Genomic DNA, 13,735 nt, shown 5'->3' on the forward strand with positions numbered 1-13,735 from the left:
TTGGCCGGGGTCTGGAAATCAACGCTGCCCTGGGTTTTACCCGCTTCAACGGTGATGGTCTGGCCGTTGGACAGGGTCACGGTTACCGGCGTCTGAGCAGGGTTGCTCAGGGTCACGGTGTAAGTGATCACGCCGCCTTCGGTCACGCTTGGCGAGGCGGTCAGGGTCGCAGTGGTGGTGTCGATTGTATCGGTCACCTGGGTAACCGCTGGCGTTTGCGGCAATGTCACCGTCAGCCCACCACCTCCGGTACTACCTGTCACGGTGGCCGAAATCTGGCCCCCGTCGATGTAGGGTGTGTCGTTTGCCGGAACTGCGACATTGACGCTACCACTTGTCTGCCCAGCCGGAATTACGATCACGGCACCGTTGGACAGAGTAAGTACCAGGTTGGTGGTCGGCGCCTGACCAACGGTGGCGGTATAAACGATTACGCCACCCGCTTCACTGATGGAAGGGGTTGCGCCAAGCGTCAGCTCAGTAGCGACGGTGGTATCCGTCGGTGTGGTCACCAGGTTGTTGCCGTTAGTGTCCAGCAGGCCCACTTCTTCGTTATCGGGTACGCCCGCAAAGCCCAGCCCGTCAGTCGGGAAGCCAACCGTCGGGTCAACTCGGCCAGCCGTCTCTTCGAGCATCACGAAGCTGTGGCCACCGCCGAGCGCACCACCACCTGCTGATGACGGGCCAGCGGCGGTAGCTTCAAGCTCAGTAGTCGGGTCAACACCAGCAGCAATTGCCTGCTGCAGCTCTTCCACCGAAGGCGCGGCCTGGGCTGCCGCCTGGCTCAGGTCGGTGCTACTGTCAGGCGCATCGGCACTCCATTGGCTGTCACGTCCAAGATCGAGCAGTCGGCCATCAGCCAGCTCCAAAGTAACTGCACCGCCAGGACCGGTGAGCACTTCCTCACCGGCCAACAGGCGGTCACCTTCGATAAGTACACGCCGGATGCCCTCTGGGGATACCGCAATAACCTGGCCGACAATGCTTTTGACGATGGCTACAACGCTGCTCATTGGACTCTCCGTGTGACCCGATGGGGTACTTCCCTGCCAGAGCGGCGCTTGCTAGCCACTTCAGGCGGAACTATGTAGATGATCTCTTGACGTTTTTGACGTCAATATTCCGTCTATAACTTTTTGGAATTGCCTGACTGCCAAACTATTGACCTTATACATGCCATCCTAAACAATCGGCAATGTAATGTCACATTGATATTTGTACCTTAGCCAAGCGTTTCCGGAGGACAAATGTCTTACATCATCAAAAAGGTGTTAAGCCATCAGTCCTAGCACTTTTTCATACAGCTCAGCAGCCGTAAATCATGCGGCGCGACCGACTTACTCGGCAATGTCAGCGTTACTGGCGTCAATATCCAGATCACTGTCAATCGCCCGGACACTGATTGCCAAATAAGCACAAACCTTGCCGGAATGCGGCCAGGCAGAGGTCGATAGCCAGCCAGAGCCGGGGCGCTTGCTCACTCGAGGCCCACCAGGCTTTCAACGCTGCGCGAGTCACAAGCAGCGATGTGTCGCAAATCAAAGAGATGACGTACGAGTGCGTGAATAATGGTATCCCGATCATTGAAAATCGCTTGCGGATATTGAATGCAAGAATGCAAGGATCCGCGCTCTATAGATGAATTCTGACTAACAAGCCACAGATATGCGCCAACAAACCAGCGCCTGTTTACTGACAGTGACTAAGCTGGAACCCAAAGCCCTTGCATGCCTTGGCTGAGTGGCAGGCTATGCTGCAACAAGCCGGATGATGGCTGGATCAAAAATGAAACAATCATTGCCCCGCTAAGTCTGGTGAAAATGAAGCACGTAGAATTGTTTACTCAACACCGATTCAAGGCGAACATTGGCCAGCTGCTCCAGCACCAGGGCGTGATAACCCTTATCAGCACAGCTTTGCAGCACCAAAGAGAGCCAGGGTGAGCCGGCCTGACCTTAACGACGGCACACCCACCCCACCCACCACAAGGATGAAGAGAGCGCCGCGTGGAATCCGAAGTCAGTCGAGTCCAACTCAGCCACGATCCACGCAGTCAGCATGACGATCCCCTGCTGGATAGTCTGCTGAGCCTGTGTGTCCTGCACCAGAAGCCCGCCAGCCGGGTCATGCTGACAACAGGCCTACCGCTACCCGCCCAGCGCCTGAGCCCTGAACTGCTGCCGCGCGCTGCGGCCCGGGCTGGCCTGCAGGGGCGCCTGCTTCAGCGAAAGCTGGAGCAGATCCCGAGTATCGCCATGCCGGCCATGCTGCTGCTCAAGGAGGGCCGCAGCGCCGTCCTGCTCGGCTGGGAGAACGATGACACCGCGCGCCTGCTACTCAGCGAGAGCGACGGTGGCGAGGTGCATGTCAGCCGCGAAGCACTGCTAAGCGACTACAGCGGCCGCGTGTTCTTCGCGCAGCCGCAGCACAAGTTCGATGTCAACCACGGCAACCTCATCCCACGAGCGAAGTCGTGGTTCCGCGACACCCTGCTGCGCAGCAAGTGGTTGTATATCGACGCCATCGCCGCCAGCCTGGTGATCAACCTGATCGCCTTGGCCGCGCCGCTGTTCGTGATGAACGTGTATGACCGGGTGGTGCCAAACCAGGCCACCTCGACGCTCTGGGTACTGGCCATCGGTATCGCCGGCGCGTATATCTTCGACCTGATCCTCAAAGGCCTTCGCGGCCTGTGCCTGGACCTGGCCGGCAAGAAGACCGACCTGATCATCTCGGCAACGCTGTTTGAACGTATTGTCGGCATGTCGATGAAGTACCGGCCGGCGCGGGTCGGCAGCTTTGCCCAGAACATTCACGAGTTCCAGGGCTTGCGCGACTTCCTCGCCTCGCTGACCCTGACCAGCCTGATCGACCTGCCCTTTACCATCCTGATTTTGATTGTCATCGCCATCATTGGCGGGCATCTGGTGTGGATACCGATCATCGCCTTCCCGCTGGCTCTGGGCATCGGCTACGCCCTGCAACGGCCACTGATGGCGACCATGGAGCGGACCATGGCTTTGGCATCAGAGCGCCAGTCCAGCCTGATCGAAACCCTCGCCGGCCTGGATGCGGTAAAGGTCAATAACGCCGAAAGCGAACGCCAGTACATGTGGGAGCAAACCCTCGGCACCCTGAGTCGGCTGGAGCTGCGGGTGAAGGTGCTGTCGAGCCTGGCGATGAACATCACCCTGCTGATCCAGCAACTGGCCGGCGTCGCAATGATCTGCGTGGGCGTGTATCTGATCATCGATGGCAACCTCAGCATGGGCGGCCTGGTGGCCTGCTACATGCTCAGCGGCCGCGCCCTCGGCCCGCTGGGCCAGCTCAATGGCCTGCTGGCCCGCTACCAGCAAGCCAAGGTGACCATGGTCTCCACCGACCACATGATGGATCTGCCGCAAGAGCGCAACTTCGAAGAACGCCCGCTGAGCCGCAAGGTGCTGCAGGGCAGCGTCGAGTTCCGCGGGGTCGACTTCACTTATCCAAACCAGCAGAACCTGGCCCTGAAGAACATCAACCTGACCATCCGCCCTGGCGAGAAGGTAGGCATCATCGGCCGCAGCGGCTCCGGCAAGAGCTCGCTGGCCAAGCTCATCGTCGGCCTGTACGAGGCCGATGGCGGCTCGCTGCTGGTCGATGGCGTCGACATTCGCCAGATCGATGTCAGCGAACTGCGCCACAACATCGGCTACGTCCCCCAGGACATCCAGCTGCTGGCCGGAACCTTGCGTGACAACCTGGTCAGCGGCGCCCGCTACATCGAGGACGAATTGATCCTGCAGGCCGCTGAACTGGCGGGCGTACATGAATTCGCCCGGCTGCACCCCGACGGCTACGAGCTGCAAGTGGGTGAACGCGGGCAGAACCTGTCCGGCGGCCAGCGGCAGAACGTCGCCTTGGGCCGTGCGCTGCTGCTCAACCCGCAGATCCTGCTGCTGGACGAGCCGACCAGCGCCATGGACAACACCGGTGAAGAACGCCTCAAGCAGCGCCTGCAAGCGGTGGTGGAGGGCAAGACGGTACTGCTGGTCACGCACCGTGCGTCGTTGCTGTCGCTGGTAGACCGGCTGATCGTGATCGATCGCGGGCAGATTGTCGCCGACGGCCCGAAAGCCGCGGTCATGGATGCACTGAAGAAGGGGCAGATCAGTGTTGCATAAGCTGGATATGGGGCAGTTCAAGGACGGCCTGCGGCGCTATTTCAAAGGCAGCGACTCGCTTGGCGGCCAGCCGCTGCCCGAGGTAAACAAGGCCCTGATCGAAGATGCGCCGCGCGTGGTGCGGCTGACCATCTGGGGCGTGATCCTGTTCTTCGTGTTCTTGATTGTATGGGCCAGCGTTGCGCCCATCGACGAAGTTACGCGGGGTGAAGGAAAGGCCATTCCGTCTTCCAAGGTGCAGAAGATTCAGAACCTGGAGGGCGGCATCGTCGCCGAAATCTTCGCCAAGGAGGGGCAGATCGTCGAAGTGGGCCAGCCATTGCTGCGCCTGGATGAAACCCGCTTCGCCTCCAACGTTGGTGAAACCGAGGCTGACCGCCTTGCCATGGCCCTGCGGGTCGAACGTTTGAGTGCCGAGGTAGAGGACCGCCCGCTGATTATCGACGAAAAGCTGCGTAAAGCCGCGCCAAACCAGGCGGCCAGTGAAGAGTCGCTGTACCAGAGCCGGCGCCAGCAACTTCAGGACGAAATTGGCGGCCTGCAGCAGCAGTTGGTCCAACGCCAGCAGGAGCTGCGGGAATACAGCTCCAAACGCACCCAGTACGCCAACAGCCTTGAGCTGCTGCGCAAGGAAATCAGCATGTCCGAACCGCTGGTGGCAACCGGCGCGATTTCCCAGGTTGAAGTACTGCGCCTGCGCCGTGCTGAAGTGGAAAACCGCGGTCAGCTGGATTCCACTGCGCTGGCGATCCCGCGCGCAGAGGCGGCGATCCGCGAGGTGCAAAGCAAGATCGAAGAGACGCGTGGCAAGTTCCGAAGTGAAGCGCTGACCCAGCTGAACGAGGCGCGCACCGAACTGAACAAGGCTACCGCCACCAGCAAGGCGCTGGACGACCGGGTGCACCGCACACTGGTCACTTCGCCCGTGCGCGGTATCGTCAAGCAACTGCTGGTGAACACCATTGGCGGGGTAATCCAGCCAGGCAGCGATATCATCGAAGTCGTGCCGCTGGACGACACGCTGGTCATCGAGGCGAAAATATTGCCCAAAGACATCGCCTTCCTGCACCCCGGCCAGGAAGCGACGGTCAAGTTCACCGCGTATGACTACACCATCTACGGTGGGCTAAAGGCCAAGCTGGAGCAGATTGGCGCCGACACCATTACCGATGAAGACAAGAAGACTACGTATTACCTGATCAAGCTGCGCACTGATCGCAGCCACCTGGGGACTGACGAGAAGCCACTGCTGATCATTCCGGGGATGGTGGCGACGGTGGACATCATGACAGGCAAGAAAACCATCATGAGCTACCTGCTCAAGCCGATCATGAAGGCGCGCTCGGAGGCGCTGCGCGAGCGGTGATAGCCAACCTGCTGGTTTCGTCATTGCTGTAGGAGCGGCCCTGTACATCGCTGCGTAAATCCTGGGGCCGCTACGCGGCCCTTTGGCGGCTCTAGGCCGTTTCTGCAGCGGCGCGCGAGAGGCCAATCAGCGCCAAGGCGCAGGCTCACCCACCAGTTGCCCCTGAATCCCGCCCACTCCCATCTCCAGCAACACCAACCGCTCCCCTTCCGTCTCGACTCGCTCGGCAATCAGTGGCAGGTCGATGCTATGCGCCGCACGCTGGATCGCTTCGATGAACAGCCGCTTGTGCTGCTCATGATCGATGTTGCGGATGTAACTGCCGTCAATCTTCAGGTACGCCAGGCCCAAGTGCGCCAGGTTGCCAATCATGCTGAAGCGCCCACCGAAGCGTTGTAAAGCCAACCCAAAGCCAAGCCCATGCAGGCGACGGGTGAGTTGCTCCAATGCGGCCTGCTCAGGCAACTGCTCCTCGCCAATTTCAAAAACCAGCCGCGGGCCAAGCGCCGCATTCTGACTCAGCAGCTCGAAAATGCGCTGAAGGGCCTTGGGGTCGGCCAGGGTGGCGGCGGACAGGTTCAACGCGAGCACCTGGTCATGCCCTCGCAGGTGCGCCAACACTTTCTCCAGCACCAGCACATCCAGCCGCGGCATCCAGCCGAAGCGCTCCAGCCAAGGCAGGAAGCGGCCCGCCGGCAAGGCCTCGCCGTGGCCATCGCGCAAACGCGAAATAACTTTGTGGTGCAGTACCCGTTGCGAGGAAGCGCACTCCATCACTGGCTGGAAGAACAGCTCGAAATGCCCATTGATGAACGCTTGGTCGAGCCGTTCGTGCCAGGCATGCTGGCTATCCGCAGCAACCGCAGCAACACCTTGCTCAAGGCATACCCACCCCGGCGTTGGCTGATTCTCAGCGCGGGCCAGAGCCTCGTCGGCGAGCTTCAGCAACGCCTGTGGTGAATCACCAGGGCTGAATGGTGCCAGGCCTATACAAGCCACCGGGTCGATATCACTGGCCCCCGTTTCGTGCAGGCTTTGCAATGTTGCCTCCAGAGCCTGGGCAAGGTGTACTGCCTCCTCATGCACCATGCCCGGTGCCAGCACTGCAAACTCGCCGCCGCGGCTGCGGGAAATGAGGTCGTTGGTTTCCGGGTAGCTGGCACAAGTACGACGCAGATGTTCACCTACCGCTTGCAGCAACTGGTCTGTACGCTGGCCACCAAGGCGGGCGTTCAGGCCAGCCAGGCCCTGAACCCGCAGCAACAGCAGGTAGCCGGCGCGCGCGTCTTCCAGGTTGCTTACCCGATTGTTCAGCTGCATTTCGAAATAGCGTCGGTTCGACAGCCCGGTCAGGCTGTCCTGGTAGGACTCCGCACGCAGCCGCTCACTGCGCTCGGCTTGCTCGGTGAACAGGGCTTTGAGCTTCTCGACCATCTGATTCATCGCTTGCACCACACGGCGAAGCTCCGGCGTGCGTGGCAACTCTGGCAGGCTGAGGAATTCGCGGCGAGCAATAGCGTGGGATTGCTCGACCATGTAGTCCAGCGGCCTCAACTGGCGGCGCAACAGCAAAGCACCGAGCACTGCACTGGCCGCACCGCACAACAGCAACCAACCCAGGCTGCCCAAGGCGCTTTGCCAAAGCTTGGCAATGGCGAACATCGGGTGGCTGATCACTTCAACGCGCGCGGCCTGCTGCCAGCCACGACTGACGATTGCATCGCCGCCGGCGGCCTCGAGGCCGATCAGGCGCACAAACCAAAGCGGCACACCGCCAGGGTCTGGCTCGGCCTGACGCTCCACCAGCACGGCGTTGGAACCCAGGTCGACGACCTTGATGCTTGCATAGTAACCACTGTCGAAAATCGAGCTGACCATCAGCTCGACCATCGCTGGGTCGTCGATATTCGGCGTCAGAGAAAGCGCCAGCGCGGTGGCCGCATCCTGGGCGTGCGAGCGCAGTTGGTTGACGTACTGGCTGCGCGAGCTTTCCAGGCTGACCATGAAACTGCCACTGAAGGCGACCACCAGGAACAGGCAAATGGCCAACAGCAATTGTTTGAACAGTGACATCTGTGCTCCTTCAGTAAACCGGCTCGGCCGGGAACCCTTCGGCCTGCATTTTCTTCAACAAATCCTGCCAGCGTGACAGCCGTTTGGTATCACCAACCTTCTTGTTCCCTGCGGCGCCCGTCAGCCACAACCCCTCGCCATTGAAGGCGTACACCGGCAGCAAGTCGGTACGCTGGCTTGCCGGCTTTATGGCATCCATCAGACTGTCCAGCACCAAAGGCTGGGCCTGTGGGCTTGCATAATAGGTCAGGACCATGTGTGCCCGGTTCTGCCGCAGCGCCTTGACGTAGGTGATGCGCAGTTTTTCGCTGGGGATTCCCATGCGCCGTAGACTGAAATATTTGGCGATGGCGTAATCCTCGCAGTCCCCTGCACCTTTGATCAGTGCCTGCACAGGTGTGGCCCAGTAGTCGACCTCATGCCACAGATCGATATCCTCGACATAACGCAATTGCTGGTTGAAGAAGCGGTTGACCACTTGCAACCGTTCAAGCTCGGTACCCTGCTTCTGCGTGGCCATCAGGCTCTGCCACGCATCGATGCGACCCTGCCCGGCACCTAGTGGGCCGTACAGAGCCTGCGACTTGCGGCTGATCTGGGAGAAATCCCAATCCGCGTGCAAGCCGCTCAGCAGAAGACTGCCCAGCAGCGCGGCAAAGCCGACATATCGCACTACGGTTTTGAGCAACCAGGATATCGCCACTGCGAAGCCCTGTTCAGACCAGTCGAAAGCAGCGATGGTGGGGCTTGCCACCGCAAAAGACAATGGCACCCTGCAATCACGCACCCGGCTGTCAGCCCGCCTATACTTTCTGCTTACATCTTTCTATAGGCAGCTTCCTTTGACGTGCGACTTCCTCCACCATAGCCGCGCTTTTGGGGCGCCCGTCCAGGGTGGGTGCAGGTTTGACACCCTCTCAAGCTGTTACTAGTGTCATTGGATCCAATATAGTCATCGTTGAGGCAGGCGTCGCGTGGCCAAGAAAATCAAATTGAGCAATGTGCTGGCCAGCGAGCAGTTGTTGCCGCACCAGGCCCGTGGCGTGATCGAAGAACGTCTGCGCAGCGCCATTCTCGATGGTCGCTTGCCCCCTGGTACTGCGGTTCGCCAACAAGAGCTCGCCACCTTGTACGGCGTTAGCCGCATGCCCGTGCGCGAAGCCCTGCGCCAGCTCGAAGCGCAGTCCCTGCTGAAGGTGGAGATGCATAAGGGTGCCGTCGTTGCACCGCTGATCGGCGAGGATGCAGTGGACACCTATGCCCTTCGCGTATTGCTCGAGAGCGAGGCGCTGCGCCAGTCTATCCCGCTGCTTGATGCCAGCGACATCGCCAGCGCCCGCGGGTATATCCAGCAACTGGAGAATGAGACCAGCCATACTGAAATTGGCCGTCTCAACCGCCTGCTCCACATGGCGCTGTACAGCAAAGCGCCGAACAAGAAACTACTGCGCCTTATCGAGAACGAATTGAACGAGGAAGAACGTTTCTTGCGTTTCCATCTTTCGTCCATGGGCCTGGGCAAGCTCACTCAGGACGATCACAACGCACTGGTAGATGCAGCCAGCGACAAGCTGGTGGACGAAGCGGTAGCGGTGCTGGAACGGCACCTCAATGGCGGGGCACGGGTGATCCGCAACTACCTGGATACGCAATTGGGGCATTAGCCCATTACCGGCTTTACGCGGTAACTGATGGGTTGCAAATTAATCTTGCTCCGCCAACAATGAGACTAATTATCATTAACGTCCATTGATGCCGGCGCCCTCCTCCATGCCCAGCAACGATTCCGTGCAAACGCTCTACAGTGACCACCACGGCTGGTTGCATACCTGGCTGCGTAGCAAGCTCGGCAACGCAGCCGATGCGGCTGACCTCGCCCAGGATACCTTCGTCCGCCTGCTACAGCGTCGTGAACAATTGCAGCTGAATGCTCCCAGGGCCTTCCTGCGCACGGTAGCGCGTGGGTTGGTGATCGATCATTGGCGCCGCGAGGAACTGCACAGGGCTTACCTGGAGGCCTTGGCCCATGTGCCGGAAGCACTGGTCCCCTCAGTCGAGACCCGCGAGCTGCTGCTGGAATTGCTTGAGCGTATTGCGCGCATGCTCGACGGTCTCAAACCCAAGGTACGCCGCGCATTCCTGCTGGCTCAATGCGAGGGGCTGAAGCATCAGGCCATCGCCGAACAGATGGGGATCTCCGTGCGCACCGTTGAGCGCTACATCGCCGATGCGCTCTATCACTGCTACGTGCTGCGCTATGAAGACGACTGCTGAATCCATGACCGTCGCACGCCCTGATACAAAAACGGTCAGGCAGGCCATTCAGTGGATGCTGCGGCTGCGTGAAAGCGGACACGATCCGGCTTTGCAACAACAGTGCGAGCAATGGCGCAGCACCCACCACGAAAACGAACAGGCCTGGCAGCGTGTAGTTCACCTTCATCAGGACCTCGACCTGCGCGCTATCCCCGGTGCCGGGCTGGCATTGCAGACACTGGAAACCAGCCAGCAGCGCCTGCGCCGTCGGCAGGCACTGAAGCTGCTTGGTGGCGTTGTCATGGCAGGGTCGGCGAGCTGGCTGGCCAAAGACCTCAATACTGTGAGTGCCTGGGCGTCAGACTATGCCACCGGCACGGGCGAGCGACGCGTCTTCACCCTGCCCGATGGCTCGATGATGCAACTCAATACCTGCAGTGCCGTGGACCTGGCCTTCCATGATCAACGGCGCCTGGTCCGCCTGAAGCATGGGGAATTGATGATCAACTGCAACCCTCGGCATCCCCTGCTGGTACAAACCCGCGACGCGCTGCTTGAAGGCTTCGAAGGACGCTTTGTGGCCTATCAGGATAGCGACTGCACACGTGTCAGCGTCAGCTACGGCAAAGTGGCGATACACCGGCCTGGTACTGGCCAACTTCAGTGGATCGAAAGTGGCCAGAATTGGCGCCTGGATGCTCAAGGTGCGCACAGGCTCGCCCACATGGATATGGATGCGATGGCCTGGACTGAAGGGTTGATCGTCACTCAGGACATGCGCCTCTCCAACTTCCTCGCGCAGGTCAGCCGCTATCGCCATGGTTACCTGAGCTGCAGCAATGATATTGCCGACCTGCGCCTGTCGGGGGTGTTCCGCCTTGAAGACCCGGAACAACTGCTTCGGCTGCTACCGCAGACGTTGCCCGTACAACTTCGTCGACGTACACGCTGGTGGGTGCATGTAGAGAGCATGACCTGATAAGGCGTTATCGATTTCTGGCGGGTTTTGAATCCAGGTCCGGCTAGGACAGTAAGCAACACTTTCTGCCCTCGACACTTTAACGGACCCTTTATGTCTATCAACCCGGTGTTAACCCACACATTCAGCCCGAATGATTTTCGTCCAGTCCTGCAATCAGCTCACTTGCGCCATGCCATCCGGGCTGTTCTGTTTGGTACCGCCCTGGGCCTGGCAACTGTTCCGCAACTTTCCGTTGCGGCCGACACAGCCGAAGTGAGCCAACACTATGCAATACCAGCTGGCCAACTGACCGACGTGCTCAACAAGATCGCTCGTCAGGCCGGCATCACCCTATCGAGCACCCCTCAGCTGACCGATGGCCTGCACTCCAACGGACTGCAGGGGCAGTACACAACCGATCAGGCGCTGCGCCAGTTGCTAAATGGCAGCGGACTGGAAGCCGTCAGCCAGGGGGGAAGTAACTATGTGCTGCAGGCACAGCGTCAGAACGCCGCCCTGGCATTGCCAGACACAGACATCCGTAGTTTCTCCCTCGGCAACGCACTGGGCAGCATGGAGGGTTACAACGCCACGCACAGCCAGGTGGCGACCAAGACCAGCATGCCCTTGGTGGAGACATCCCAATCAGTCTCGGTAGTTACTCGCCAGCAAATGGACGATCAGGGCTCTCAGACCGTTGCCCAAGCCATGCGCTACACGCCTGGAGTACTGACCAACCCGTACGGTGCCACTCATCGCTATGACTATGTAGCCATGCGCGGCTTCAACGACGGTTCGGTGGACAACATCTACGTCGATGGGCTCAAGTCAATGGGAGACAACGGCACCTACAGCACGATGCAGGTAGACCCCTACTTCCTTGAGCGCATCGACATTCTCAAGGGACCGTCTTCGGTACTGTACGGGCGAAGCTCGCCGGGTGGCCTGGTAGCCCTGACCACCAAGAAGCCACTCTTTGCCCCTTACCATCAGGTTCAGGCCACGGTGGGTACTCAGGGCCAGCGCGGCGTGGGCTTTGACTTCAGTGGTCCTGTGGATGACGACCAACGCATTGCGTATCGCCTGACGGGTTTGGCGGATGCTTCCGAAACTCAGTTCGACCATAACAAGGAAGAACGTTACGCAATCGCCCCTGCTATCAGTGTCGACTTCACCGAAGACACCTCACTCACGCTGCAGGCCTATTTGCAGCACGACCCTGACGGTGGGTACCACGGCGGCAACCCTGCAGACGGCATGCTGCACAAACGCAACGGTTTGCGCCTTTCAGACCATTTCTTCGAAGGCGAGCCGAGCATCGACAACTATGAGCGCACGCAGCAATCCTTCAGCTACCAGTTTGAGCACCGCTTCAATGATGTGTTCACCGCGCGGCAGAACTTTCGCTATCAGGATTCCGACGTGTCGATGGACCAGGTGTACTCCGCCGGCTGGGCAGATGTGGACAGCAATATGCTAAACCGCGCCTATACCGGCGGCGACGAGCGCCTGCATTCATACATCATTGATAACATGCTGCAGGCAGAGTTTTTTACTGGGGCCGCCAAGCACACCTTGCTCTTGGGGGCTGACTACCAGCGGCGCAAAGCCGACGTGACATGGCGTTATGGCACCGTCGACCCGCTGGATGCCGGCAATCCACAGTACGGCAATGGCAACCTTCAGGTACTGGGCGAGAACCGCTACCAGCGCCGTTTGCAACAAACGGGTGTGTACCTGCAGGATCTGGTGGAGCTGGACCAGTGGCGCTTTTCCTTGGGACTGCGCCAGGACTGGGTGAGGGTGTCCGAAGAGAACCGTGACAGCGACAGCAAGGTCAGTGATCAACGCTCCAGGTTCACCTCCCGGGCAGGAGTGCTCTACCTGTTCGAGAACGGCATTGCGCCCTACATCAGCTACTCGGAGTCGTTCAACCCAAACACCGTGTCCGACCAACAAGGCCGGCCGCTGGCACCGACGGAGGGCACTCAGTGGGAAGCCGGTATCAAATATCAGCCACCTGGGAGCGACAGCCTGTTCACCGCATCGGTGTTCCGCATCGAGCAGGAGAATTTGGCGTCTAAACAGCCTGACGAAGACTTCTACCGCCCTGTCGGTGAAGTCCGCTCGCAAGGGCTGGAGCTAGAAGCCCATGTGCAACTGACCGACAGCCTCAAACTGCTGGGTGGCTATACCTTCACCGATATCGAGTATTCGAAGTCAATGCCGAGCCTTGTGTCGGGCAACTTGGACAACAAGGGTAATTCGCCGACTCAGGCGCCGAAACAGATGCTCTCGCTGTGGGCCGACTATAACTTCCGCCAGGGGGCACTGGATGGCCTGCGGCTGGGCGGTGGGGTGCGATATGTGGGGTACAGCTGGGTGGATGCGGAAAACAGCATGAAGGTGCCTTCCTACACCCTGTTCGACGCCTCGATCGGCTATGACTTGGGCAAGGTCGGTCTGACGGGTGTGGATGTGCGCTTAAACGCCAACAACCTTACCAATGAAAGCTACATTACCTCATGTGCCAGCCTGAACTACTGCTACATGGGTGAAGAGCGCAATGTAAGCGCTACGGTCAGCTATCAGTTCTAACCGATATTGAAACCCGTGAAAGACAAAGCCCCTGTCTGCATCGCAGACAGGGGCTTTGGGTTTGAATCTTGACGATGACCTACTCTCACATGGGGAAACCCCACACTACCATCGGCGATGCATCGTTTCACTGCTGAGTTCGGGATGGGATCAGGTGGTTCCAATGCTCTATGGTCGTCAAGAAATTCTGTGTGCTGGCCCGTCACTAGGACGCGCCTGCGAATCTCTGTAGTTCCTACTTAAAGACAAAACCCCTACCTGCATACGCAGATAGGGGTTTTGCGAAATGAATCTTGACGATGACCTACTCTCACATGG

At 59.4% G+C, this 13,735-nt stretch carries 9 protein-coding genes and 1 rRNA gene; 6 read left to right on the forward strand and 4 right to left on the reverse strand.

Annotated elements, in window-relative coordinates:
- A partial coding sequence (locus QYE47_RS26675) for a retention module-containing protein (protein WP_301159707.1) occupies nucleotides 1–1,013 on the reverse strand: 1,013 nt, incomplete at its 3' end.
- Nucleotides 1,014–2,006: 993 nt separating this feature from the next.
- Here QYE47_RS26675 and QYE47_RS26680 point away from each other — a divergent pair.
- Nucleotides 2,007–4,163 carry a type I secretion system permease/ATPase gene (locus tag QYE47_RS26680; protein WP_003256004.1) on the forward strand — a complete coding sequence of 719 codons (2,157 nt, stop codon included), beginning with the start codon at nucleotides 2,007–2,009 and terminating at the stop codon, nucleotides 4,161–4,163.
- A 7-nt stretch (nucleotides 4,164–4,170) separates the two neighbouring features.
- Nucleotides 4,171–5,529 (forward strand): HlyD family type I secretion periplasmic adaptor subunit, encoded by a 1,359-nt coding sequence (locus QYE47_RS26685; protein ID WP_172830945.1) that lies wholly within the window; start codon nucleotides 4,171–4,173, stop codon nucleotides 5,527–5,529.
- A gap of 126 nt (nucleotides 5,530–5,655) precedes the next feature.
- Here the strand turns inward: QYE47_RS26685 and lapD are convergent, their stop codons facing one another.
- Both lapD and lapG read right to left on the reverse strand, forming a co-directional pair.
- Nucleotides 5,656–7,602, reverse strand: coding sequence for a cyclic di-GMP receptor LapD (gene lapD, locus QYE47_RS26690; RefSeq protein ID WP_070383343.1), 1,947 nt, complete (start codon nucleotides 7,600–7,602; stop codon nucleotides 5,656–5,658).
- A 10-nt stretch (nucleotides 7,603–7,612) separates the two neighbouring features.
- Complete coding sequence (gene lapG / locus QYE47_RS26695) at nucleotides 7,613–8,374, reverse strand: cysteine protease LapG (RefSeq protein ID WP_172830911.1); 762 nt, start codon at nucleotides 8,372–8,374, stop codon at nucleotides 7,613–7,615.
- Nucleotides 8,375–8,576: 202 nt separating this feature from the next.
- Here lapG and QYE47_RS26700 point away from each other — a divergent pair, with 202 nt between their 5' ends.
- The 4 genes from QYE47_RS26700 to QYE47_RS26715 all read left to right on the forward strand — a co-directional run bounded on the left by QYE47_RS26700 (nucleotide 8,577) and on the right by QYE47_RS26715 (nucleotide 13,417).
- Nucleotides 8,577–9,266 carry a GntR family transcriptional regulator gene (locus QYE47_RS26700; RefSeq protein ID WP_014589286.1) on the forward strand — a complete coding sequence of 230 codons (690 nt, stop codon included), beginning with the start codon at nucleotides 8,577–8,579 and terminating at the stop codon, nucleotides 9,264–9,266.
- Nucleotides 9,267–9,372: 106 nt separating this feature from the next.
- Entirely contained in the window at nucleotides 9,373–9,876 is a 504-nt protein-coding gene (locus tag QYE47_RS26705) for a sigma-70 family RNA polymerase sigma factor (RefSeq protein ID WP_014589285.1), read from the forward strand.
- Nucleotides 9,877–9,880: 4 nt separating this feature from the next.
- Nucleotides 9,881–10,837, forward strand: a complete 957-nt coding sequence (locus QYE47_RS26710; RefSeq protein WP_014589284.1) for a FecR family protein — start codon at nucleotides 9,881–9,883, stop codon at nucleotides 10,835–10,837.
- A 165-nt stretch (nucleotides 10,838–11,002) separates the two neighbouring features.
- The gene (locus QYE47_RS26715; RefSeq protein WP_041166814.1) at nucleotides 11,003–13,417 is read left to right on the forward strand and encodes a TonB-dependent siderophore receptor; all 2,415 of its coding nucleotides are present in this window, start codon (nucleotides 11,003–11,005) and stop codon (nucleotides 13,415–13,417) included.
- Between the two features lie 66 nt (nucleotides 13,418–13,483).
- Here the strand turns inward: QYE47_RS26715 and rrf are convergent.
- Nucleotides 13,484–13,599: ribosomal RNA gene (rrf, locus tag QYE47_RS26720) — 5S ribosomal RNA — on the reverse strand.
- Nucleotides 13,600–13,735: the final 136 nt, after the last annotated feature.

Origin of the sequence: Pseudomonas sp. 2,4-D, assembly GCF_030418155.1 — a bacterium.
Lineage (GTDB): Bacteria > Pseudomonadota > Gammaproteobacteria > Pseudomonadales > Pseudomonadaceae > Aquipseudomonas > Aquipseudomonas alloputida.

Excerpts from the sequence above, each read along its gene's own strand:
- QYE47_RS26705 (WP_014589285.1), top strand. The coding sequence starts at position 9,373 with ATGCCCAGCAACGATTCCGTGCAAACGCTCTACAGTGACCACCACGGC.
- lapD (WP_070383343.1), bottom strand. The coding sequence starts at position 7,602 with ATGTCACTGTTCAAACAATTGCTGTTGGCCATTTGCCTGTTCCTGGTG.
- QYE47_RS26685 (WP_172830945.1), top strand. The coding sequence starts at position 4,171 with ATGGGGCAGTTCAAGGACGGCCTGCGGCGCTATTTCAAAGGCAGCGAC.
- QYE47_RS26710 (WP_014589284.1), top strand. The coding sequence starts at position 9,881 with ATGACCGTCGCACGCCCTGATACAAAAACGGTCAGGCAGGCCATTCAG.